The sequence below is a fragment of the Arthrobacter rhamnosi genome (assembly GCF_054510855.1).
The window spans coordinates 14,804-37,594 of record NZ_JBTNDT010000012.1; the positions used below are offsets into that span (position 1 = coordinate 14,804).

A 22,791-nucleotide genomic window follows, 5' to 3' on the forward strand; every position below is an offset into this window, starting at 1 on the left:
AGGGTTATTCCGTGCAGGTAGTGAGCATCAGCAGCCTCAAAGGCGGCGTGGGAAAGACGTCGGTCACCCTGGGGCTGGCCTCGGCCGCACTGGCAGCAGGAGTCCCCACTCTCGTCGTCGACCTCGATCCCCATGCGGATGCCACCACCGGGCTGGCGGTCCGGCCCTCCGACCAGATCGACGTCGGACGCCTGCTGAAGGACGCGCGGCGCGGGGACCTGACGGCCAACACCGTTCCGAGCGGCTGGGTGACCACCGCTGCGAGACTCAGGGCGTCCGGGCGGTCCACGCTCGACGTCGCCATGGGCTCCGCCTACTCCGGCATCTACGACCGCCCGGACCTCGGCCGGCGCGACCAGCGCAGGCTGGCGACGCTCCTGTCCCGCGTGAAGGGCTACAGCCTTGTCCTGATCGACTGCCCGCCCTCGCTCAACGGCCTCACGCGCATCGGCTGGACCGCGAGCAACAAGGTCCTCCTCGTTGCAGAGCCCGCCCTGTTCTCCGTGGCGGGCACCGAGCGGACGATGCGGGCCCTCGAGCTCTTCCGCCGGGAGTTCGCACCCGATCTGCACGCGGCGGGCATCGTGGCCAACCGGGTGCGGCCGACCTCTAACGAGCACGCGTTCCGCCTCGGCGAGATGCGGCAGATGTTCGGCGACCTCCTGCTCAGCCCGACGATCCCGGAGCAGGCCGACTGGCAGCAGATCCAGGGCGCTGCCCACTCCGTGCACCACTGGCCCGGAGATTCCGCCCGGCAGTCGGCGGGCTACTTCGATGAGCTGCTGAGGAGTGTCCTGGATTCGGGCAGGATGCGGGGCCGTACCGCCAAGAGGGCCTGATCCCGCGAGCTCGATGGACCGCCCGGAGGTTGCAGTGCGCCGGGGGGAATGCGGAGGGGCCCGCTCCTGCGGGTGCTAGCCGATCTTGCGCGTCACGCGGCGCTTGCTGAGTTCGTCCCCGGGGAATTCCTGGTCGGGAGCGTGCTCGCTGGGAAGGGCTGCGAGGCTGCCCTCCACCTCGCGCCACACACGGCCGACGGCGATACCGAAGACTCCCTGCCCGCCCTGCACGAGGTCGATGACCTCGTCCGCCGACGTGCACTCGTACACGCTGGCGCCGTCGCTCATGAGGGTGATCTGGGCGAGGTCCTCGACGCCGCGCTCCCGCAGGTGCTCGACTGCGGAACGGATCTGCTGGAGCGACACTCCCGTGTCGAGCAGCCGCTTGACCACCTTAAGGACGAGGATGTCGCGGAAGCCGTAGAGGCGCTGTGTGCCGGAACCGGACGCGCCGCGCACGGCGGGTTCGACGAGGCCCGTGCGGGCCCAGTAGTCGAGCTGGCGATAGGTAATGCCTGCAGCCTTGCAGGCGGTGGGGCCGCGGTATCCGGCGTCCTCGTCGAGGACGGGGAGGTCTTCCGTGAAGAGTAAGCCCTGGGCGCTGGGCGGGACACCCGTGCCTGCCGGGCTGGCTGCCTTGCCGGCGTCACCCTTCGGACTCACGTGTTGCCTCCTCGTCGGGTTCCCGGGGAAAAATGCCGGCTGGGCTGGACCTCGGGATGTGCACTCAAGTGTGCCCCGAGTCCCCCACACACGCAATGGGAACTGTATCCTTCGACGTTAGATCCCGGGAGGGTCAAGGTCAAAGACGCTGGGCCGCAAGATTGCCCGTGTCGCCGGCAGCCCGTCCCGCCGGCGTCGAGGGCGCGTCACCGGCCCGCCACCGTGCCGTCGAGGGAGGGCCGCGTCAGCGCTCGAAGTCCTCGGGTTCGACGTCGGCGAGGAACTCCCGGAACTGGAGGACCTCCTTCTCTGCCGTCTCCTCGGTGTCGCCGTCCTCCGTCTCCTCGGTGTCGGCATCCGCTATCTCGACGCCGGCCAGGGCCAGGACCTCGTCCGCGCAGTAGATGGGGCAGGGTACCCGCAGTGCTATCGCGAGGGCGTCGGAAGCCCGGGAACTGACGGTCACACCGTCGCTGAAGACGAGTTGCGCGTGATAGACGGTGTCCTCCACGGATGTGATGCGCACCTCGGAGATCGTCTTGCCTGCCGCTGCGACCACGTCGACCAGGAGGTCGTGGGTCATGGGCCGCGGCGGTACGATGCCCTGCTGGACGAAGGCGATGGCGCTGGCCTCCGGGGCTCCGATCCAGATCGGCAGGTGCCGCTCCCCCGCCGTCTCACGCAGAAGGACCAGGGGCTGGTTCGACGGCAGTTCGATCCGCACGCCCACCACTTCTACTTCGATCACGGGAAGCCGCCTAACTGTCCATTCGGGCTATATGGCTGTGCACGAGGGCACTGTGCAGACCGAGGCAGAGCTCGCTGATCTCCCGCGCCGTCTCGGCTGCACGGGCCTTCGATGCGACGTCCTTGCGGGACGCGACAGGAGCGACGACGCGCTCGACGAGGCCCAGTTCCCGGTCCGCTGCGGCGCGGAAGGGCCTCAGGTGGCGGGGTTCGATCCCGTGGCTCTCGAGTTGCAGGCACGCCTTGGTGATCTTCAGGGCGTGCTCGTCGAAGCGGTTGTCCACGGCGGTGATCAGGCCGAAGCTCACGAGGTCGTCGACGAGCCGGCGGGGTGCACCGGCCTCGGCGGCGAGCGTCTCCGCGGTGAGCCGACGACCGTGCGCGCTGAGTTCACGGGACAACTGGTCCGATACGACGCGCGGGGAGAGCGTCATGCCGCCGGGCAGTGACTCGGGCCGCTCTCCGCGGTCGATCGCGTCGACGTAGTCCTTGATGACCTTCAGGGGAAGGTACTGGTCGCGCTGCAGGGCCAGGACAAAACGCAGCCGTTCGACGTCGTGGCCTGCATACTTCCGGTACCCGGCGCGTGTCCGCTGTGGGGAGATCAGGCCCTTCTCCTCGAGGAAGCGGATCTTGGAGGCCGTGACCTGGGGGAAGTCCTCGGCCAGCTCGCGCAGGACCTCACCGATGTTGAGGACACCGGCGCCGGAGGAGCCGGAGGCGATGCCGGCCGGGTGGCGGGCGGGTCGGGAAACAGGCATGAACCGGACTAGGCCTGCGCTGCCGTGTGCCGCGGAGCCCGGCCGGGCGCCCTGCGCGCTGCGTAGAAGGTCAGGCGGAACTTGCCGATCCGCACCTCGTTGCCGTCGCGCAGGGCGACGCTGTCCACGCGGTCGTTGTTCACGTACGTGCCATTGAGGCTTCGGGTGTCCACGACGACGAAGCCGCTGTCGGTCCTCCGGAACTCGGCGTGCTGACGGGACACCGTGACGTCGTCGAGGAAGATGTCGGCGTTGGGGTGGCGTCCGGCTTTGGTGATGTCCTCGTGGAGGAGGAACCGCGCGCCGGCGTTCGGTCCGGAGTGGGCAATCAGGAGGGCCGAACCTGCCGGAAGTGCGGCAACGGAGGCCTGCTCCTCCCGTGTCAGATGTCGCTCGATCTCTTCCGCGGCGGAGTACGGCGGCAGACTGATCGACGTTGTTTCAGGAGACGTCATGTTCGGCTCTTCTCCTCTTCCGGATCGATTCACGTTGCGTACCATCGGTCTTCCTCCCCCTGCTGCGCGATCCGCCCGGTTGTGGCCGGCCGTACCGTCCCCGCTGACTTCGCCGGGTAGTTCTAGCCTACCTGCTGGGAGTAGTCGGCTGAACTCAGGAGGTCCTGGACCACGGAGGGATCGGAGACCTTGATCTCCAGCAGCCAGCCCTCGCCGTACGGGTCGGAGTTGATCAGGGACGGATCGTCGTCGAGCGCTTCGTTGCGCGAGACGACCTGGCCGGTGACCGGCGCATAAATGTCGCTGACACTCTTGGTCGACTCGACCTCGCCGATCACATCGGCGCCCGCCACGCTGGTGCCCTCCTCGGGCATCTGTACGTAGACGACGTCGCCGAGCGCGTCCTGGGCGAAATCGGTGATGCCGACGCGCACCGTGCCGTCGATGGCGGGCTCGCTGACCCACTCGTGCTCCGCGGTGTAGTAGAGGCCATCGGGAATGTTGCTCATGGTTGCCTTTCGGACGCGCGGTCTTCAGCGGCGGCGGACGGCCGCCGGGTACTGGTCGAGTATAGGCATATCCGGCGGGTACGTGACGCGCCTCTCACGCGGCCGGTGGCGGCAGGCCGCCCCGTCCCGGACATACGATCCCGGACATGCAGAAGGCCCGTCTCCTCCGGCGGATCGCCGGTGGAAACGGGCCCTGCAGTGTCGGGATGACAGGATTTGAACCTGCGACCCCTTGACCCCCAGTCAAGTGCGCTACCAAGCTGCGCCACATCCCGATCGGCCTGTCCAGCAGGCCAAACCACTCGGATAACAATACAGCATTCTCCGGGTGGATCCGCACACCGGGACGGTGTCAGCGCTTCCGGCTCCGCTTCTCGCGGACGCGCATGCTGACCTCGATGGGCGTGCCCTCGAAGCCGAACGTCTCGCGCAGGCGGCGCGTGATGAAGCGGCGGTAGCCGGGGTCCAGGAACCCCGTGGTGAACAGGACGAACTTCGGCGGCCGACTGGAGGCCTGGGTCCCGAACAGGATGCGCGGCTGCTTGCCGCCGCGCACCGGGTGGGGGTGCGCCGCGACGAGCTCACCCAGGAACGCGTTGAGGCGGCCCGTCGGGATGCGCCGGTCCCAGGACTCGAGCGCGACGTCGAGGGCGGGCACCAGGCGGTCCTTGTGCCATCCGGTCAGGGCCGAGATGTTGACGCGGGGCGCCCAGTCCACGTGTGCGAGGTCCTGCTCGATCTCGCGCTCGAGGTACCGGCGGCGCTCGTCGTCCAGCAGGTCCCACTTATTGAAGGCCAGCACGATCGCCCGGCCGGACTCGATGGCCATGTTCAGGATGCGGATGTCCTGCTCGCTGAGCACCTCGTCGACGGCGAGGAGGACGACGGCGACCTCGGCCTTCTCCAGCGCCGACTGTGTGCGCAGCGAGGCGTAGAAGTCGGCGCCCTGCTGCATGTGCACACGGCGGCGGATGCCCGCGGTGTCCACGAAGCGCCAGGTGCGGCCCCCGAGCTCGATCATCTCGTCCACCGGGTCGCGGGTGGTCCCGGCCAGGGGGTCGACGACAACGCGGTCCGAACCGGCGAGTTTGTTGAGCAGGGAGGACTTGCCGACGTTGGGGCGCCCGATGAGGGCGATGCGCCGCGGACCGCCGGACCGCTCGATCCCGCCGTGCTCAGAGAACTCCGGGAGGATCTCGTTGACCTTGTCCAGCATGTCGGCCGTGCCGCGCCCGTGGAGGGCGGAGACCGGCCAGGGCTGACCGAAACCGAGTCCCCACAGCACCGAGGCGTCGGCCTCGTTCTGGATGTCGTCGACCTTGTTGGCCACGAGGATGACGGGCTTCTTCTTGCGGCGCAGCATGCGCACCACGGCCTCGTCGGTCGCGGTGGCGCCGACCGTCGCGTCCACGACGAGCAGCACGGCGTCGGCCATGTCCACGGCGATCTCCGCCTGGTCGGCGACGCGGGCAGCGATGCCCTTGGCATCCTGCTCCCAGCCTCCCGTGTCCACCAGGGTGAAGTTGCGGCCCGACCATTGCGCCGGGTAGGACACCCGGTCGCGGGTGACTCCGGGGGTGTCCTCGACGACGGCCTCACGGCGGCCGAGGATGCGGTTCACCAGGGTGGACTTGCCGACGTTCGGTCGCCCGACGATGGCCAGGACGGGGTTGAGCCGGCCCTCTGCCTCGTCGTCGTAGTCCTCGTCCTGCCGGGCGAGGAGCGCGGCATCCTCGTCGTCGAGCTCGTAGTCCTCGAGCCCGGCACGCAGCGAGGCGGCGCGCTGCTCGGCCTCGGCATCGTCGAGGGTATCGAGCACTTCGCTGACATGGTCCTCGCCGCTCGGCTCGTAGTCCTCGTCGGCGCCCTGGTCCGTCGCATTCGGCGAAAGGTTCTCGCTCATGTTGTTTCCTTCGGTTGGTGTTCACCGTCTCCCGACGGTAATCCTGGTGGGCTCGCGCCCGAGATCTTGCGGTGGTGCCCGGCTAGTGCGCCACGGTGCGCACGATGCCGATGACCGCTGCCACGGTCTGCTCGAAGTCGAGGTCCGACGAGTCGAGCGTGACGACGCCGTCCGCCGCCTGCTGGAAGTTGACCACCGTGGAGTCCTTCGCGTCACGGTCGGTGACCTGCCGCTTGAGCTGCGCGTCGGTCTGCGTTCCGCCGAGCTGGTCGCCTCGGCGGCGCAGGCGGGCTTCCTCGCTCGCGGTCAGGAGGATGCGTACCTCCGCGTCGGGAGCGACCACGGTGGTGATGTCCCGCCCTTCGGCGACGATCCGGTGACCGGCGCCGGCGATCAGTGCGCGCTGGCGGCGGATCAGCTCGGCCCTCGCCCCCATGGTCGTGGCGACGGCGCTGACCGCCGAGGAGACCTCGGGTTCGCGGATGGCGGAGGTGACGTCGTCGCCCGCGATGGTCACGGACTCCCGGTCGGGGCTGGTGCTGATGAAGAGTTCGATGGACCGTGCCGCCGCCTCGACCGCGGCGCTGTCCTGGAGGTCGATCCCCGTGGCGATGCAGTGGAGCGTGACGGCCCGGTACATGGCGCCGGTGTCGAGGTAGGCGGCGCGCAGGCGGCGGGCCACCTCGCGGCTGACACTCGACTTGCCGGACCCGGAGGGACCGTCGATGGCGACCACGAGGGACTTGCCGAGGCGGAACCCCGAATAGGGGCCGGACGGAGCGGACTCCCCCGCCGGACCCTGGGCCCGGAGTGCCTGTGTGGTTTCTGCTGAAGTCTGGGTCACTGCACTACCTTCCAGCCCCGCTGCGTCAGGGACTCCGTCAATTCTTGTCGCTTGCCCGGCAGGACCGAGAGCTCCGCAAGGCCCACCTGCCGTCCGGGAGAGTGCTCGAGGCGGAAATCCTCGACGTTGATGCCGGTGTGACCGATCTCGGTGAGGAGCTTCGCGATCTGGCCGGGCACGTCGTCGACGAGCACGGTCAGGCGCGCGAAGGAGTTCGGCGGCGTGCCGTGCTTGCCGGGAACGCGCGCCTGACCCGCGTTCCCCTCGGACATCAGCTGCGCCATGTCGAGCCGGGCTCCGCCGGCCGTCGGGTCCTCGAGGGTGCCGATCAGGCGGTTCAGGTCCTCCCGGACGCCGTAGAGGATGTCGACGAGGCGCCCGGCGTTGGCGGAGAGGATCTGCACCCAGAGGCGCGGGTCGCTGGCCGCGATGCGGGTGACGTCCCGCAGTCCGTTGCCGGCGAGCGAGAGGGCCTGCACCGGCGAATCCTGCAGCCTGCTCGCCACGAGCGATGACACCACCTGGGGCAGGTGCGAGATGAGGGCGACAGCCTCGTCGTGCTCCTCGACGGACATCCGCGCCGGCACGGCGCCGAGGTCGACGGCAAGAGACTCGGCGCACAGCACGGCCTCGGGGGCGCTGTCGGGGTGGGGGCAGAGGACCCACGGAGCGCCCGTGAAGAGCTCCGCACGCGCAGCGACGGGCCCGGACTTCTCGCGGCCGGCCATCGGGTGGGTCCCGACGTAGCGGGAGAGATGACCGCCGACGCCGGGGGTGGCGGCGAGTTCCCGGAGGATCGCCTCCTTCACGCTGCAGATGTCGACGACGACGGCGTCGGGGTACGCCAGCAGGGCGGCTGCGACCACACGCGCGGTGACGTCGGGCGGCGTGGCCACCACGACGACCTCCGGCACCACCTGCGCCGCATCCTGGGCGTCGGCGAGGAGCCGGCCCGCGCCGATGTCGCGGGCGACGGCTTCGGTCGACGGCGAACTATCGGACAGGACGACGTCGAGCCCGCGCAGGCGCAGACCCAATCCGATGCTGGCTCCCAGCAGGCCGGCCCCGATGATCAGGACCGGTCCGGCGAGGTGCGTTCCCTGCTCCGTGCGCATGGTCATCGGTTAGAGGCCCACCGATGCCAGCAGGTGCCCGACCTCCTGGCGTCCGAGCACGCGGATGCTGCCCTGGCGCTGGTCGCCGACCCGGATGGGGCCGACCTGGGTCCGGACGAGGCGCTCGACGGGGTGGCCGACGGCGTCGAAGAGCCTGCGGACCACGCGGTTGCGGCCGGAGTGCAGTACGACCTCGACGAGGACGTGTCCCGGTGTGGAGTCGACGAGCTTGAAGGAGTCCACCTGTGCGAGGCCGTCCTCGAGCTCGATGCCCTCTTTCATCTGCGCGCCGATGCCCTGCGCCATGGGTCCCCGTACCTGCACGAGGTAGGTCTTCGGGACCTCGTACGAGGGGTGGGTCAGGCGGTTGGTGAGTTCGCCGTCGTTGGTGAGCAGGAGCAGGCCTTCGGTCTCGGCGTCGAGACGTCCGACGTGGAAGAGCCGCTCGTTCTTGTTCTTGTTCTTCAGGAAGTCACTGATGCAGGGACGGCCCTCGGGGTCCTCCATGGTGGAGACGACGCCGCGCGGCTTGTTGAAGACGTAGTACTTCAGGTGCTCGTTGAGTTGCAGGCGGATGCCGTCCACATGGATGGCCACCTGCTCAGGATCGACCCGCACGCCGAGTTCGGTGACGACGGTACCGTCGACCTCCACACGTCCGTCGAGGATCATCTCCTCGCACACGCGGCGGGAGGCGACGCCCGCGAGCGCCATCACTTTCTGCAGGCGCACGCCCTCCGGATTGTGGACGTCGATCTCGTCCGCCGGGCGGCTCGCGCGCTTGGGCTTCGAGGGACGCACCGGGCCGAGGTTCTGCCCGAAGCGTTCCCGCCCGAAGGCCTTGGCTCCCGCGGGCTTCTGGCGACCGGCACCCTCCGGGCCGCCGGAACGGGCACCGGACGCGGCACCCGGGCGCCCAGGCTTCCCGCCGGCACGTCCTCCGGCCTTGACGCCGAAGCGGCTGGACGGGGTCCCTGCGGACGGCCTGCCCGCGGCCGAACGGGTGGAGGCACGGCGATCGCCACTCGCAGCCGGACGACCCTCGGACGAGCGCTCCTGGAACGGACGACCCTCACCGGAACGACCGCCGCGCTCGTTGCGCTCCTGGAATGGACGACCCTCACCGGAACGACCGCCGCGCTCGTTGCGCTCCTGGAACGGACGACCCTCGCCGGAACGGCCGGCGCCGCCCTGTCCCGATCCGCTGCGCGGTGAGGACGTCCGCCGGGCAGCGTCGGATGGGCGTCCGGTCGATCCGCCGCGGCGCGGCGTATTGCGTCCGGAACCGGATCCTGGCTGCTGTGTCATGTAGAAAGTCCTTCTCGTAGGTCGTGCTCAGTACGTCGTCTCGTCATACTCCCCAAGGCTTTCGAGGCCCGGCAGGTGGGGAGCGATCCGGGGCAATTCGTCGACGCTGCCCAGCCCCAATCTTTCCAGAAAGAAGGTGGTGGTCCCATAAAGGACCGCGCCGGTCTCCGGATCGGTCTCCATCTCGACAACCAGCCCGCGCTGGAGCAGGGTGCGGACCACGGAATCGACGTTGACGCCCCGAATTGCAGAAACCCGGGCACGGGACACGGGTTGGCGGTACGCGATGACCGCCAGAGTCTCGAGTGCTGCTTGTGAAAGCCGGGCAGATTGACCATCGAGCACGAAGTCGGCAACAACGGAGGCGAAGTGCTTCCGGGAGAAGATGCGCCACCCGCCGGCGATGTTCCTGAGTTCGAAACCGCGCGGCACGAATGATTCGGTGCTTCGGGGGCCTGACCCAGTATAACCGTCGTACTCCCGCTGCAGGTCCACCAGCACCGCGTGCACCTGCGCCGTCGGCCGATCGAGCACGGCTGCGACCTGCTCGTCCGTCACGGGGCGGTCCGCCACCATGAGGATCGCCTCCACCGCCGCGTGGAGCCCGCCCGGGAGATCCTCGACGGAGACACCGTGTCCGTCGGGCGCGCTCTCGTCGGATTCATGCATCGTGCTCTCCTTTCCTGTCTGCCTGGTCCTGTTCCGGGTCCTGGTCCTCGAAGTCGCTCGCCAGCAGTTCGGCCGTCCATCGCTCGTCCTCCGCGCTCCACCGCACCACCAGCTCGGCCAGCGGCGCGGCCTGGTCGAAGGCGACGACGCCGTCCCTGAACAGCTCAAGGAGGGCCAGGAACCGCACCACGAGGACCAGCCGCGACTCGGCGTCCGCGGTCAGCTGCCGGAAGGACAGCGGTCCGCGCGACCGCAGCAGGTCCTGCAGCACGGCCGCCTGGTCGCGCACGCTCACGGGCGGGGAGTGCAGGTGCTCGATGCTGACCTCGGCCGGCTGCTCCTGGCGCGGCGTGAGCACTTTCGCGGCGAGTGCCGCGAATTCCTCGGGCGAATGCTTCCAGATGAGTTCGGGCAGGAGCCGGGTGAACTCGGCCTCGAGGGGTACGCTCCGCGGGTGCCGCGCCTCCTCCTCCTCCAGCCGCCCCGCAAGGTGCCGGGCCATCTCCTTGAAGGCCTTGTACTGCAGGAGGCGGGCGAAGAGCAGGTCGCGCGCCTCGAGGAGCGCAATGTCCTCCTCGTCCTCCACGGCGCCGGCGGGGAGGAGCCGGGCGGCCTTCAGGTCGAGGAGGGTGGCGGCGACGACGAGGAACTCACTCGCCTCGTCGAGCTTCCACTCCCCCTCCGCAGCCTGGATGCGGCGGATGTGGGCGATGAACTCGTCGGTCACCTGGGCCAGGGCGATCTCGGTGATGTCGAGTTCGCGCCGCGAGATGAGGTTCAGCAGCAGGTCGAAGGGACCGCTGAAGTTGGTCAGCTGCACCTCGAAGACCGGCGGGCGGACGGGCACCTGCGCCGCGGCTGCAGTGTCTACGGCACCACCGTCGGCACCACCGTCGGCACGCCGGCCGGTGTGACGGCCGCCGCCGGATCGTGGGTCCCCGCGCAGGGCGGCCCCCGCCGTCGTCGCCTCTCCGTCCACGCGCGCGGACGTTGTGCCCGCCATCTAGCGGAACCGGGCGGACCCGGGATCGACGGGCACTAGGGCGCTCCGCCCCTACTGATGAGCTCCTTCGCGAGCCTGCGGTAGGCATCCGCACCCGAGTGGTTGGCTGCGTAGGACGTGATCGGTTCGGCGGCCACTGTCGCGTCCGCAAACTTGATGGTGCGCTTGATGACCGTCTCGAAGACCTTGTCACCGAAGGCCTCGACGAGGCGAGCGATGACCTCGCGGCTGTGCAGCGTCCGCGCGTCGTACATGGTCGCGAGCACGCCGTCGATCTGGAGACGCGGGTTCAGGCGGTCCTGCACCTTCTCGATGGTCTCGACCAGCAGGGCCACGGCGCGCAGGGCGAAGAACTCGCAGATCAGCGGGATGATCACGCCGTGGGCCGCCGTGAGGGCGTTGACCGTGAGCAGTCCGAGGGACGGCTGGCAGTCGATGAGGATGACGTCGTAGTCGTCGGACACCTTGCGCAGCGCCCGGTCGAGGACCTGCTCGCGAGCCACCTCGTTGACGAGCTGCACCTCGGCCGCCGACAGGTCGATGTTGGCGGGCAGCAGGTCGATGTTGTCGATCGCGGTGTGCTGGATGGCGTCCTGGATGGAGACCTTCCGGTCCATGAGCACGTTGTACACGGTCACGTCGAGCTCGTGGGGGTTGGTGCCGAGGCCGGCGGAGAGCGCGCCCTGCGGGTCGAAGTCGACGAGCAGCACCTTGCGTCCCGCTTCGGCGAGCGCGGCGCCCAGGTTGATGGTGGACGTCGTCTTGCCGACGCCGCCCTTCTGGTTGACCATCGCGATGACCCTCGCCGGGCCGTGCGAGTCGAGGACCCGTGGCTCAGGGAATTCCGTCACAGGGCGGCCGGTCGGGCCGAATCCCGCGTCCGCTGCGCTGGGCAGAGTTGTGGAACCCTGTTCACTACTCACGTATTTCTCCACGCTTCCATCAGAATCGGTGCAGGCCGGTCGATCATCGTTCCCGAGCGGCATTTCTATAGTCCACGGTACAACGCCTACGGCAACGCCCGTGGAGACGAGTGCTCTTCCGTTACGAGCCTTGAGCCTCAACCTGAGGTCGAACGTTCCCCGGCAACGCCGTCCGCAGGGGCTCCACCGGCCGCCCCGCGGCCTGCCCGAGGCCCCGTCCACCGACCCGTCCACCGGCCTGTTCACCGGCCTCCCCATCGACCTCCCTACCTGCCTGTCGGCCTGCGTGGCCGCGTGGCTGCTTACCTTCCCGGACACGACGACGGCGATGGCCCGGTCGTGTTCCGGGCCATCGCCGTTCTGTCTGCCGAGTCCTCGGCTCGCGCCGCCGCCTGGGCGGGCGCAGGGTCTAGTGAGCGCTGGTTCCCCGGACCGCCGCGTCGGTTCGAACGGCGGCGCCCTCCTCGACGTCGACGTCGTCGCCGTTCTCGAAGCGGTGATCGGTGCTCATCGTGGTCTCGTCGAAGGGCAGGCGTCCCTCGAGGACCTCGTCGACGCGGCCGCGGTCGATCTCCCGCGTCCAGGTGCCGATGAGGACGGTGGCGACGGCATTGCCGGTGAAGTTCGTCAGCGCACGCGCCTCGGACATGAACCGGTCGATGCCGACGATCAGGCCGACGCCGTCCACCAGATCGGGGCGGTGCGACTGCAGGCCGCCGGCGAGGGTTGCGAGGCCGGCACCGGTGACGCCCGCTGCGCCCTTGGACGCGATGATCATGAAGACCAGCAGGGAGATCTGCTCACCGAGGGCCAGCGGCTTGCCCAGTGCCTCGGCGACGAAGAGCGAGGCCATCGTCAGGTAGATGGCGGTGCCGTCGAGGTTGAACGAATAGCCGGTGGGTACGGTCACGCCGACCACGGGCTTGGAGATCCCGAGGTGCTCCATCTTCGCGATGAGGCGGGGCAGTGCTGCCTCGGAGGAGGAGGTGCTGAAGATCAGCAGGTACTCGCGGCCCAGGTACTTCATCAGCTTGAAGATGCTGACGCCGGTGACGAGCTTCAGCAGGCCGCCCAGGATGACCACGATGAACAGGATGCAGGTGATGTAGAACGCGACCATGAGGGTGGCCATGCTGATGATCGCCTGCACCCCGGTTTCGCCCACGACGGCGGCGATGGCACCGAAGGCACCGATCGGCGCGAGCCACATGATCATGACGAGGATGCGGAAGACGAGCGCCTGGATATGCCCGATGCCCCGGAGAACCGGCTTGCCGGCCGAGCCCATCTTCTGCAGCGCGAAGCCGACGAGGAGTGCCACGAACAGTGTCTGCAGGATGCTGGGGCCGGTCAGCGCCGACAGGAGTGTCGTCGGGATGATGCTGAGCAGGAAGCCGACGGTGCCCTCGGGCGCACCCTCGGGGGCTGCGGGCAGCTCGTAGGTCGACGATGAGATGTCGAGGCCCTCGCCCGGCTGGATGAGGTTGCCGACGACGAGGCCGATCGCGAGCGCGAAGGTCGACATGATCATGAAGTAGCCGAGCGCGAGGCCGCCCACCTTGCCGACGGTCGCCGCCTTTGCGATGGAGCCGACGCCCAGCACGATGGTGCAGAAGATGATCGGGGCGATCATCATCTTGATGAGGTTGATGAAGCCCGTGCCGAGCGGCTTCAGCGACTTGGCGAATTCGGGGGCCATGAGGCCGAGGATCGCACCGAGCACCACGGCGGCGATGACCGCGATGTAGAGGAAGTGGGTCTTGTCGACCCGCTTGCGGGGTTGTGCGGGTCCGCTGTCGGACCGCGATGGCGCCATAGCCATGATGTTCTCCCTTGGTGTCGGCCGCCCGGTGGCGCCGGCGGCGAAGGTCGTTCTTCGTCCGCGGGGGTCTCTCCAGGAAGCGTACTGTTGAGTGTTTCCCCCTCATCATGGCACCGGGAGTGACCGGGGTCACCATTGAGTTCATACTGGTCGTGGCCCGGCGAATCCGGCGCGATTGCCGCCGGCCGAGGCCCGCAGAAACCGGAAGGAGCAGGATCACCGCGTGAGTCGATGGAGCCTCGCCCGGCAGTTCTTCCTGGCCCAACTCGTCTTCATCCTCGTCCTCTCGGCGTCCCTCTCGGTGATCCTCTACGCGGATGCGGCGGAGGGCGTGAACGACGCCGCGGCGGAGCGCATGGTCGCCGTCTCCACCACCATCGCCCTCGACCCGGCCGTGCTCGACGCCGTGAAGGGACCCGACCCGTCCGCCACGCTCCAGCCGTACGCCGTCGACATCATGAACCGGCTGGGGGTGGACTTCATCACGATCATGGCTCCGGATCGGACGCGCTTCACGCACCGCAACCCGGAGCAGATCGGCAAGCCCTACATCGGGTCGGTGTCCGACGCCCTGGCAGGCCGTACGCACACCGAGACGTACGCAGGGACCCTCGGCCCGTCGATCCGCTCCATCGTGCCCTTGGTCGACGACGACGGGACGGTGCAGGCGATGGTCGCCGCGGGGATCACCGTGGACCGTGCCGCCATCGCGCGCAACGCGCAGCTCCCACTGGTCGCCGTCATCGCCCTCGGTGCCCTCGCCCTCGGTGCCCTCGCCTCGTTCCTGCTCAGCCGGCGCCTGCGGGACGCCACCCTCGGCATGGGTCCCGCCGAGCTCTCGCGCACCTTCGTCTTCTACGACTCGGTCCTCCACTCCGTCCGTGAGGGCCTCCTCCTCATCGACGCGTCGGGGCGCCTGGTCCTCTACAACGACCAGGCGGCGCGGCTACTCGGACTCGACGGAACGCAGGAGCCCGTACCGGCGTCGCACCTCGCGGTCCCGCCGTCGCTGCGCGAGCTCCTCATGTCGGGACGCCGGGCCCACGACGAAGTGCACCTGACCGGTGACCGGGTACTGGTGGTCAACCAGGAGCCTGCTGTCCCTCCCACCGCTGCCGGGCGCGGCGCCCATGTCCCGGCGGCCCTCGGCACCGTCACCACCCTGCGCGACCACACCGAGATCCAGGCCCTGACCGGACAGGTGGAGACCATGCGCACCCTGACGGACGCCCTGCGCTCGCAGACCCACGAACACGCCAACCGCCTGCACACCATCGTCTCGCTGGTGGAACTCGGCAGGAGCGCGGATGCGGTCGACTTCGCGACGAGGGACCTGCAGCAGTCGCAGCGGCTCACCGACGAGGTGGTCGAGGCCATCGACGAACCCTTTCTCGCGGCCCTCCTGGTGGGCAAGGCGGCCCAGGCCAACGAGCGCGGCATTGAACTGACCTCGGACATCGCTCCGGACGCGCAGGCAGGCTCCCTGAACCCCGTGGACCTGGTGACGATCATCGGCAACCTCCTGGACAACGCGTTCGACGAGGCCGTCGCCTCCGAGGACCCTCGCGTGCTCCTCACCGTGCACCGGAGGACCGACGGGAACGGGACACCGGAGCTCGCGATCGTCGTGGAGGACAGCGGCAACGGCCTGCCCGAGTCCGAGAAGGCGAAGGTCTTCGATTTCGGTTACAGCACGAAGGCATCGCCCGACGCGAAGGGCGCCGGGCGCGGCATCGGCCTCGCCCTCGTCCTCCAGGCGGTCCAGCGTTTCGCCGGTTCGCTCGACGTGGCGGACAGCGACGAGGGCGGAGCCCGTTTCACAGTCCGCCTCCCCTACCCGGCCACTCCGGCGGGCAGCCCGGCAGGCAGCCCGGCAGGCAGTTCAGCGCAGGATCCAGACGGCATTCCGCGAGCGGCAGGAGACCGGGACGTCCCGCTCCGCGCCGACACCGGTGGCGGGGCATGAGCGCGATCCGGGTCCTCGTGGTGGAGGACGATCCCGTCGCTGCGGACGCACATGCCGAATACGTGCGGCGGCTCGAGGGCTTCGAACTCGCGGGAGTCGCCCGGAGCGGTGCCGAACTCGCGGTCTTCCTTCACCCGGCCGGCGAGGGGACGGTTCAGGCGGAACCCGCCGTCGACCTCATGCTGCTGGACATGAACCTGCCGGACGCGCACGGCCTGGACATCATCCGCCGGGTGCGGGGGCTCGGCCTGCCGCTGGACATCATCGCGATCACCGCGGTGCGTGACCTGCATGTGGTGCGCTCGGCGATCTCGTCCGGCATCGTGCAGTACCTCATCAAGCCCTTCACCTACTCCGCCTTCCGGGAGAAGCTCGAGGCCTACCGGGAGTTCCGCCAGAACCTGGTGGACCAGGCATCCGCCACCACGCAGGCGGAGGTGGACCAGGCCTTCGCCTCCCTCCGGCCCGTCACGGTGTCCACGCTTCCCAAGGGCCTCTCGGCCGAGACCCTGCGGGCGGTCTCGCGCCTGCTGAAGGGACTCCGCGAGCCCACGTCGGCCATCGAGGTGTCGGAGGCGCTGTCCATGTCCAGGGTCACCGCGCGGCGTTACCTGGAGTACCTCGCGGACCAGCAGTCCGTCCTCCGGACCCCCCGCTACGGCACGCGGGGACGCCCCGAGTTCGAGTACAGCTGGGCGCGGACCGGCACGGAGGGATGACGGGCCGCCTCCCGGAGGGCCGGCACCCGGGATCGAGCCCGGAACGGTCACCGCAGGACCGTCACCGCAGGAGCGTCACTCCGGCGGTGGTCGCAGCAGTGGCTCGAGCGCCGCGAGGACAGCCGGGTCCTCGATGGTCGACGGCACCACGTAGGACTCGCCCGCTGCCATCTGCCGCATGGTCTTGCGGAGGATCTTGCCGGACCTGGTCTTGGGCAGCGCCTCGACCACGATTGCCGACCTGAAGTCCGCGACCGGGCCGATCGCCGCGCGGACCATGGCCACGGGGTCGGCCTGCAGCGTTCCCGGATCGACCGACGCACCCGATTTGAGGACCACGTACCCGCTGGCCCGCTGTCCCTTGAGCGGGTCCTGCAGGCCGAGGACGGCGCATTCGGCGACGGCGGGGTGCTGTGCGATCACCTGCTCGATGGCCCCCGTCGAGAGCCTGTGGCCTGCGACATTGATGACGTCGTCGGTGCGTCCCATGACGAAGACGTAGCCGTCGGAGTCCACGTAGCCGGAGTCACCGCTCGTGTAGTACCCCTCGAGGGAGCTCAGGTAGGAGTCCCGGTACCGGGCCTCACTCCCCCACAGCGTGGTCAGGGTACCCGGTGGAAGCGGAAGCCGGAGGGCGATGCTCCCCTCCGTCCCGGCCGGGACCGGGGACCCCTGGTGATCGAGCACGACGACGTCGAATCCGGGAGACGGCAGCGACGGCGAACCGGCCCGCAGCGGTACGCCGCCGAGTCCGCGGGGGTTTGCGCAGATCGGCCAGCCGGTCTCGGTCTGCCACCAGTTGTCGACGACGGGCACGCCGAGGACGTCCCCGATCCACCCGGACGTTCCCGTGTCCAGCCGCTCGCCCGCCGAGAACAGCGTGGTCAGTGAGGACAGGTCGTGGGACCGGAGCGCCGTGCCCTCGGGATCCGCCCGCCGGATGGCGCGCAGTGCGGTCGGAGCGGTGAACAGCACCTTGACGGAGTGCTGTTCGATGAGCCTGCCGAAGACCCCGGCGTCAGGCGTACCGACCGGCTTGCCCTCGTACAGGACCGTCGTTGCGCCCGCCAGCAGCGGGCCGTAGAAGATGTAGGAGTGGCCGACCACCCAGCCGACGTCGGACGCCGTGAGCATCACGTCGCCCGGTCCGATGCCGAAGATCCCCTGCATCGACCACGTGAGGGCTACGGCGTGTCCTCCGTTGTCGCGCACCACCCCCTTGGGAGCGCCCGTCGTGCCCGAGGTGTAGAGGATGTAGAGCGGATCGGTGGCCGCGACCTCGACCGGTGGGACAGCGGAGGCCGTGGCCACCGCGTCGTCCCAGTCGAGCCAGGAGGTCCCCGGCTCCTGGTAGTCCCGGATGCCGTGCGCGAAGCCCTCGCGTGCCTTGGCGACGACGGGAGTGCCGGCGCTCTCCGCGAGCGCGAGCGCCGCGTGGACCGCCGGCAGGTACTCGACGCGCCGGCCGGGCTCCAGCCCTCCCGACGCCGTGAGGATGGCCGAGGGCCGGGCGTCCCGGATGCGGGCGGCCAGCTCGGCCGGGGCGAACCCGCCGAAGACCACGGAGTGGACTGCGCCGAGCCGGGCCGCGGCCAGCATGGCCACGACGGCCTCGGGGATCATCGGCAGGTAGATGAGGACGCGGTCCCCCTTCCCTACGCCGAGCCCCGCCAGCACACCGGCGAAGACGGCGACCTCGTCCAGGAGCTCGGCGTAGGTGTAGGTCCTGGTGACACCGAGCATCGCCGAGTCGTAGACCAGTGCGGCCTGGCCGCCCCGGCCTGCGTCGACATGCCGGTCGAGGGCGTTGTAGCTGGTGTTCAGGGACGCGTCGGGAAACCACCGGTAGGAGGGGGCGGAGGAGGCATCGAGGACCGTCGCCGGAGGCGTCCTCCAGTCGACCGCTCCGGCTGCCTCGCGCCAGAAGGCCTCGGGGTCGGCCAGGCTCGCAGCGTGCAGCCGGCGGTACCGGTCCAGCCCCGAATTCGCCTGGTCCACGTTCCCGTGGTCGACGTCGTGTCCTTCAGCCGCCATGATCGCCCTTCGTCGCGCGTGGAGGAACAGTACCACGGGCACTCCCACCAGTCCGAGGACCTGTATACAGAACTGGCAGGTCTGTTCGGCCTGCCCTGCTTTCTGTTGCTCATTCCTCCTGCTGTGTATACATTGGGCCTATTCCGCGCCCCAACGCGGAGATGTCGGGAGGAACGGAGGCAACGAGGATGCGGGCCAGCGATCGCGCCTATTCCCTCCTGCGGTCCGACATCGTCGAATGGCGCTTGGCCCCGGGTGACCTGCTGGCGGAGGTCGAACAGTCCGCCCGGCTCGGCGTCTCGAGAACGCCCGTGCGGGAGGCACTCTCCCGGCTCGTCGCCGAAGGGCTCGCCGCCCCCGCCGGCCGCGGCGTCGTCGTCTCCGCCATCTCCCTCGATGCCGTGACGGACCTGTTCGAGGTCCGGCTGCCCCTCGAATGCGCGGCCGTCCGGCTCGCCGCCCAGCGGGGAGACCCTGCCCTCTTCACCGCGCTCGCGGAGGAGTTCGCCGCTGCCGGAAGGCTCATCGAGGATGACGACGGCGGGCAGGACGCATACTACGGCCTCGTCGCACGGCTGGACCGGGAGATCGACGACGCGGCGCGGAACGCCTACCTGCTGCAGGCCCAGAAACCGATCCGCACGCACCTCGCCCGCGTGCGCAGGCTGGCACGGGACAATCCCCGCCGGCTCCTGGCCTCGGCCCGCGAGCACGAGCAGATCGCCCTCGCCCTGGGTGCGGGCAACGCCGAGCTCGCCGAAGCCTCCATGCGCGTGCACCTCCACAACAGCCTGCAGCACCTCCGCTCCCCGCGTTCCGGGGACCACGACACACACCACCGAGAGGAACACCATGGTTGAACTCCATCCCGTCCGCGTCCACCGCAGCGAGGAGAACCTCCCCCGCACCGGGCAGCTCGCCTGGAAGATCGCCGAGGTCGCCGCCGACCCCGTCGAGGTTCCCGCCGAGGTGACCGACATGGTGATCAACCGCATCATCGACAACGCCTCCGTCGCCCTCGCGTCCCTGAACCGGGCCCCGGTGATCGCCGCTCGCGCGCAGGCGACCAGTCACCCGGTCTCCGCGCACGGCACCGGTGCCGCCGTCTTCGGCGTCGGTTCCCCCGTCTCCGCGGAATGGGCGGCCTGGGCCAACGGTGTCGCCGTGCGCGAGCTCGACTACCACGACACGTTCCTCGCCGCGGACTACTCCCATCCCGGCGACAACATCCCCCCGATCCTCGCCGCCGCGCAGCACACCGGCGCCTCGGGCCGGGACCTGGTCCGCGCCATCGCCACGGGCTACGAGATCCAGGTCGACCTCGTGAAGGCGATCTGCCTGCACGAACACAAGATCGATCACGTCGCCCACCTCGGGCCGTCCGCAGCCGCCGGTATCGGCACCCTCCTCGGACTCGAGCCCGACGTCATCTTCCACGCCGTCGGCCAGGCGCTGCACACGACGACGGCGACCCGCCAGTCACGCAAGGGCGAGATCTCGACGTGGAAGGCCCATGCCCCGGCGTTCGCAGGAAAGATGGCCGTCGAGGCGATCGACCGGGCGATGCGCGGGCAGACCTCCCCCACGCCCATCTACGAGGGCGAGGACGGCGTGATCGCCTGGCTGCTGGACGGCCCCGAGGCGAACTACGAGGTGCCCCTTCCGGCGTCGGGCGAGCCGAAGCGCGCCATCCTCGACACGTACACGAAGGAGCACTCCGCGGAGTACCAGGCACAGGCCTGGATCGACCTCGCGCGGCGCCTGCACGGCACCCACCCGGAGGCCACCGATCCGGACAACGTCGTCTCCGTCGTCATCTCCACCTCGCACCACACCCACTACGTCATCGGCTCCGGCGCGAACGATCCGCAGAAGTACGATCCGAGTGCCTCACGTGAGACGCTGGACCACTCGATCCCCTACATCTTCACGGTGGCCCTGCAGGACGGCCGCTGGCACCACGAGGACTCCTACGCCCCCGCACGAGCCGCCAGGCCCGACACCGCAGCACTGTGGCGGAAGGTCACCACCGTGGAGGACCCCGAGTGGACGCGCCGCTACCACTCCCTCGACATCGCCGAGAAGGCCTTCGGCGGCAGCGTGGAGATCACGCTGACGGACGGCACCGTGATCACGGACGAGATCGCGGTGGCGGACGCCCATCCCCTGGGAGCCCGGCCCTTTGCGCGGGCGGACTACATCGCCAAGCTGCGGATGCTCGCCGAGGGCATTGTCGAGGACGCGGAACTGGACCGTTTCCTGGCCACCGTCGAGCAGTTGCCCGACCTCCCGGCAGGCTCGCTGGGACAGCTGAACATCCTCGCCCGGCCCGGGTACATCGATGCGGCCGCCGCGCCGCAGGGACTCCTGTAGGCCGCCGTGCTGTACTCGACCGTGACCCCCGAGCAGAAGCGCCGTGCACTGCGGGACGGACTGGCGTCCGGACGCCTCCAGCAGTTCCCCGGAGCCTTCAACCCCCTGTCCGCCCGGCTCATCGGGGACAAGGGATTCGACGGCGTCTACATCTCCGGTGCCGTCATCGCCGCCGACCTGGGTCTGCCGGACATCGGCCTCACCACCCTCACCGAGGTCGCGCACCGTGCCGGGCAGATCGCCCGCATGACGGACCTGCCGTGCATCGTCGACGCCGACACGGGGTTCGGCGAGCCGATGAACGTGGCCCGCAGCGTGCAGGAACTCGAGAACGCCGGGCTCGCCGGCTGCCACATCGAGGACCAGTTCAATCCGAAGCGGTGCGGGCACCTCGACGGCAAGAACGTCGTCGACCTCGAGACCGCAGTGAAGCGGATCCGCGCCGCGGCGGATGCCCGCCGTGATCCGAACTTCCTCATCATGGCCCGCACCGACATCCGTGGCACCGACACCCTCGAGGCCGCGCAGGAGCGCTCCCGTGCCCTCGTGGAGGCAGGGGCGGACGCCATCTTCCCCGAGGCCATGCGGACCCTGGACGAATTCCGTGCCATCCGCGCCGCCGTCGACGTACCGGTCCTCGCCAACATGACGGAGTTCGGCAAGAGCGACCTCTTCACCGTCGACCAACTGCAGGAGGCGGGCGTGACCATGGTGATCTACCCGGTCACGCTGCTGCGCAGTGCGATGGGCGCCGCCGAGCGTACGCTGGACTCGATCAGGACGCACGGGACGCAGGAGCCTGCCGTGGAGTCCATGCAGACGCGCAGCCGCCTCTACGAACTGGTGGACTACGAGGGATACAACCGCTTCGACTCCTCGGTGTTCAACTTCGAGGTGCCGGACGGGCGCTCCGGCCGGAGCGACCGTTGACCGCGCCGGCAGGCACACCGGATTCCGCAGGATCATCCCCAGGAGGAGAAGCCGTGACAGAACCAGAGATCCACAAGGGGCTCGCAGGGGTCGTGGTGGACTACACCGCGATCTCGAAGGTCAACCCCGAGACGAATTCCCTGCTGTACCGGGGGTACCCCGTGCAGGAGCTGGCCGGGCACCGCGACTTCGAGGACGTCGCCTACCTGCTGTGGAACGGGGAGCTGCCGGACGCCTCCGAGCGCCGCCAGTTCGACGCCTTCGAGCGGGCGCACCGCACGTTGCCCGGGCACGTGGTCGCGGCGATCGACCTGCTGCCCCTGTCGGCGCACCCCATGGACGTGGCCAGGACCGCCGTATCCGTCCTGGGGGCGAGCCACCCCCTCGCAGGGGACGACTCGGTCGGGGCGAACAAAGAGAAAGCCGCGGCGCTGTTCGCCGTCTTCCCCGCCGTCGTCGCCTATGACCAGCGCCGTCGGCGCGGCCAGGCCCTCGTGGAGCCCCGCGACGACCTCGGCTACTCGGCCAACTTCCTGTGGATGACCTTCGGGGAGGAAGCCCCGGCAGAGGTCGTGCACGCATTCGATGTCTCCATGGTCCTGTACGCCGAGCACTCGTTCAACGCGTCCACCTTCACGGCGAGGGTCATCACATCGACGCTCTCCGACCTGCACTCGGCCGTCACGGGTGCCATCGGCGCCCTCAAGGGTGCGCTGCACGGTGGCGCCAACGAGGCTGTCATGCACACCTTCGAGGAGATCGGCATCCGGGAGGACGAGACCGCCGAGGAGGCCGCCGTCCGCGCGAAGGCGTGGATGGAGGACGCCCTGGCGTCGAAGAAGAAGGTCATGGGGTTCGGGCACCGCGTCTACAAGAACGGCGACTCCCGGGTCCCGACCATGAAGGCGGCACTCGACGCGATGATCAGGTACTACGGGCGCAGCGAGATCCTCGGGCTGTACTCCGGGCTGGAGACGGCCATGGACGAGGCCAAGGGCATCAAGCCCAACCTCGACTACCCTGCCGGCCCCACCTACCACCTGATGGGCTTCGACACGGAGATGTTCACGCCGCTCTTCATCGCAGCGCGCATCACCGGCTGGACGGCGCACATCATGGAGCAGGCGGCGTCGAACTCGCTCATCCGCCCCCTGAGCCTCTACAACGGCCCGGACGAGCGTCACGTGGGCGGCAGCTGAGGACCCGCA

The 22,791-nt window shown here is 69.3% G+C and carries 21 protein-coding genes and 1 tRNA gene; 7 read left to right on the top strand and 15 right to left on the bottom strand.

Translation table 11 applies throughout. The features are described from left to right. Positions 1-11 precede the first annotated feature (11 nt). Entirely contained in the window at positions 12-839 is an 828-nt protein-coding gene (locus ACX80I_RS16760) for a ParA family protein (RefSeq protein WP_459346239.1), read from the top strand. A gap of 75 nt (positions 840-914) precedes the next feature. On the opposite strand, the gene ACX80I_RS16765 is transcribed toward ACX80I_RS16760, so the two are convergent. The 14 genes from ACX80I_RS16765 to ACX80I_RS16830 form a co-directional block, all read right to left on the bottom strand. Next, a complete protein-coding gene (locus tag ACX80I_RS16765) occupies positions 915-1,502 on the bottom strand; it encodes a MerR family transcriptional regulator (protein ID WP_459346240.1) in 588 nt (195 codons plus the stop codon). 244 nt (positions 1,503-1,746) lie between these two features. Next, positions 1,747-2,250 carry a bifunctional nuclease family protein gene (locus ACX80I_RS16770; RefSeq protein WP_459346241.1) on the bottom strand — a complete coding sequence of 168 codons (504 nt, stop codon included), beginning with the start codon at positions 2,248-2,250 and terminating at the stop codon, positions 1,747-1,749. Between the two features lie 10 nt (positions 2,251-2,260). Beyond that, a complete protein-coding gene (gene ftsR / locus ACX80I_RS16775; protein WP_459346242.1) occupies positions 2,261-3,010 on the bottom strand; it encodes a transcriptional regulator FtsR in 750 nt (249 codons plus the stop codon). A gap of 8 nt (positions 3,011-3,018) precedes the next feature. Continuing rightward, positions 3,019-3,510 carry an FHA domain-containing protein gene (locus ACX80I_RS16780; RefSeq protein WP_459346243.1) on the bottom strand — a complete coding sequence of 164 codons (492 nt, stop codon included), beginning with the start codon at positions 3,508-3,510 and terminating at the stop codon, positions 3,019-3,021. Positions 3,511-3,587: 77 nt separating this feature from the next. Next, positions 3,588-3,974 carry a glycine cleavage system protein GcvH gene (gene gcvH / locus ACX80I_RS16785; RefSeq protein ID WP_087073750.1) on the bottom strand — a complete coding sequence of 129 codons (387 nt, stop codon included), beginning with the start codon at positions 3,972-3,974 and terminating at the stop codon, positions 3,588-3,590. Between the two features lie 201 nt (positions 3,975-4,175). Further along, positions 4,176-4,249: transfer RNA gene (locus ACX80I_RS16790), tRNA-Pro, on the bottom strand. 77 nt (positions 4,250-4,326) lie between these two features. Further along, on the bottom strand, positions 4,327-5,877 hold the full coding sequence (der, locus tag ACX80I_RS16795) for a ribosome biogenesis GTPase Der (RefSeq protein WP_459346244.1): 1,551 nt from the start codon (positions 5,875-5,877) through the stop codon (positions 4,327-4,329). An 82-nt stretch (positions 5,878-5,959) separates the two neighbouring features. Then, positions 5,960-6,613, bottom strand: coding sequence for a (d)CMP kinase (gene cmk, locus ACX80I_RS16800; RefSeq protein WP_459346264.1), 654 nt, complete (start codon positions 6,611-6,613; stop codon positions 5,960-5,962). Between the two features lie 104 nt (positions 6,614-6,717). Beyond that, positions 6,718-7,836: a prephenate dehydrogenase gene (locus tag ACX80I_RS16805; protein ID WP_459346245.1), complete on the bottom strand. Its 1,119-nt coding sequence runs from the start codon at positions 7,834-7,836 to the stop codon at positions 6,718-6,720. Positions 7,837-7,845: 9 nt separating this feature from the next. Next, on the bottom strand, positions 7,846-9,144 hold the full coding sequence (locus ACX80I_RS16810; RefSeq protein ID WP_459346246.1) for a pseudouridine synthase: 1,299 nt from the start codon (positions 9,142-9,144) through the stop codon (positions 7,846-7,848). Between the two features lie 27 nt (positions 9,145-9,171). Beyond that, positions 9,172-9,813: an SMC-Scp complex subunit ScpB gene (gene scpB, locus ACX80I_RS16815; RefSeq protein ID WP_459346247.1), complete on the bottom strand. Its 642-nt coding sequence runs from the start codon at positions 9,811-9,813 to the stop codon at positions 9,172-9,174. Continuing rightward, a complete protein-coding gene (locus ACX80I_RS16820; RefSeq protein WP_459346248.1) occupies positions 9,806-10,816 on the bottom strand; it encodes a segregation and condensation protein A in 1,011 nt (336 codons plus the stop codon). The genes scpB and ACX80I_RS16820 overlap by 8 nt, the downstream gene beginning before the upstream one ends. Before the next feature lie 35 nt (positions 10,817-10,851). Beyond that, complete coding sequence (locus ACX80I_RS16825; protein ID WP_459314308.1) at positions 10,852-11,739, bottom strand: ParA family protein; 888 nt, start codon at positions 11,737-11,739, stop codon at positions 10,852-10,854. A 409-nt stretch (positions 11,740-12,148) separates the two neighbouring features. Further along, positions 12,149-13,555 carry a cation:dicarboxylate symporter family transporter gene (locus ACX80I_RS16830; protein ID WP_459346265.1) on the bottom strand — a complete coding sequence of 469 codons (1,407 nt, stop codon included), beginning with the start codon at positions 13,553-13,555 and terminating at the stop codon, positions 12,149-12,151. A gap of 229 nt (positions 13,556-13,784) precedes the next feature. Between ACX80I_RS16830 and ACX80I_RS16835 the strand changes: the two genes are divergently transcribed. Together ACX80I_RS16835 and ACX80I_RS16840 are read left to right on the top strand one after the other, a co-directional pair. Beyond that, complete coding sequence (locus tag ACX80I_RS16835) at positions 13,785-15,527, top strand: sensor histidine kinase (protein WP_459346249.1); 1,743 nt, start codon at positions 13,785-13,787, stop codon at positions 15,525-15,527. Then, positions 15,524-16,246, top strand: a complete 723-nt coding sequence (locus ACX80I_RS16840) for a response regulator (protein ID WP_459346250.1) — start codon at positions 15,524-15,526, stop codon at positions 16,244-16,246. Before ACX80I_RS16835 ends, ACX80I_RS16840 begins: the two co-directional genes overlap by 4 nt. Positions 16,247-16,321: 75 nt before the next feature. Here ACX80I_RS16840 and ACX80I_RS16845 read toward each other — a convergent pair whose 3' ends face one another. Further along, complete coding sequence (locus ACX80I_RS16845) at positions 16,322-18,280, bottom strand: AMP-binding protein (RefSeq protein WP_459346251.1); 1,959 nt, start codon at positions 18,278-18,280, stop codon at positions 16,322-16,324. A gap of 188 nt (positions 18,281-18,468) precedes the next feature. On the opposite strand from ACX80I_RS16845, the gene ACX80I_RS16850 reads away from it, so the two are divergent. From ACX80I_RS16850 to ACX80I_RS16865, 4 genes are read left to right on the top strand one after another with little or no spacing between them, the layout of a single operon-like run. Next, a complete protein-coding gene (locus ACX80I_RS16850; protein ID WP_459346252.1) occupies positions 18,469-19,140 on the top strand; it encodes a GntR family transcriptional regulator in 672 nt (223 codons plus the stop codon). Then, positions 19,133-20,653 carry an MmgE/PrpD family protein gene (locus tag ACX80I_RS16855; protein WP_459346253.1) on the top strand — a complete coding sequence of 507 codons (1,521 nt, stop codon included), beginning with the start codon at positions 19,133-19,135 and terminating at the stop codon, positions 20,651-20,653. Before ACX80I_RS16850 ends, ACX80I_RS16855 begins: the two co-directional genes overlap by 8 nt. 6 nt (positions 20,654-20,659) lie before the next feature. After that, on the top strand, positions 20,660-21,583 hold the full coding sequence (gene prpB, locus ACX80I_RS16860) for a methylisocitrate lyase (protein WP_459346254.1): 924 nt from the start codon (positions 20,660-20,662) through the stop codon (positions 21,581-21,583). A gap of 53 nt (positions 21,584-21,636) precedes the next feature. After that, positions 21,637-22,782, top strand: a complete 1,146-nt coding sequence (locus ACX80I_RS16865) for a bifunctional 2-methylcitrate synthase/citrate synthase (RefSeq protein WP_459346255.1) — start codon at positions 21,637-21,639, stop codon at positions 22,780-22,782. Positions 22,783-22,791 lie beyond the last annotated feature (9 nt).

Bases quoted from the DNA above. Each gene is read 5' to 3' on its own strand.
- ftsR (WP_459346242.1), bottom strand. From the start codon at position 3,010: ATGCCTGTTTCCCGACCCGCCCGCCACCCGGCCGGCATCGCCTCCGGC.
- ACX80I_RS16780 (WP_459346243.1), bottom strand. From the start codon at position 3,510: ATGGTACGCAACGTGAATCGATCCGGAAGAGGAGAAGAGCCGAACATG.
- gcvH (WP_087073750.1), bottom strand. From the start codon at position 3,974: ATGAGCAACATTCCCGATGGCCTCTACTACACCGCGGAGCACGAGTGG.
- der (WP_459346244.1), bottom strand. From the start codon at position 5,877: ATGAGCGAGAACCTTTCGCCGAATGCGACGGACCAGGGCGCCGACGAG.
- ACX80I_RS16805 (WP_459346245.1), bottom strand. From the start codon at position 7,836: ATGCGCACGGAGCAGGGAACGCACCTCGCCGGACCGGTCCTGATCATC.
- ACX80I_RS16810 (WP_459346246.1), bottom strand. From the start codon at position 9,144: ATGACACAGCAGCCAGGATCCGGTTCCGGACGCAATACGCCGCGCCGC.
- scpB (WP_459346247.1), bottom strand. From the start codon at position 9,813: ATGCATGAATCCGACGAGAGCGCGCCCGACGGACACGGTGTCTCCGTC.
- ACX80I_RS16820 (WP_459346248.1), bottom strand. From the start codon at position 10,816: ATGGCGGGCACAACGTCCGCGCGCGTGGACGGAGAGGCGACGACGGCG.
- ACX80I_RS16830 (WP_459346265.1), bottom strand. From the start codon at position 13,555: ATGGCGCCATCGCGGTCCGACAGCGGACCCGCACAACCCCGCAAGCGG.
- ACX80I_RS16840 (WP_459346250.1), top strand. From the start codon at position 15,524: ATGAGCGCGATCCGGGTCCTCGTGGTGGAGGACGATCCCGTCGCTGCG.
- ACX80I_RS16845 (WP_459346251.1), bottom strand. From the start codon at position 18,280: ATGGCGGCTGAAGGACACGACGTCGACCACGGGAACGTGGACCAGGCG.
- ACX80I_RS16850 (WP_459346252.1), top strand. From the start codon at position 18,469: ATGCGGGCCAGCGATCGCGCCTATTCCCTCCTGCGGTCCGACATCGTC.
- ACX80I_RS16855 (WP_459346253.1), top strand. From the start codon at position 19,133: ATGGTTGAACTCCATCCCGTCCGCGTCCACCGCAGCGAGGAGAACCTC.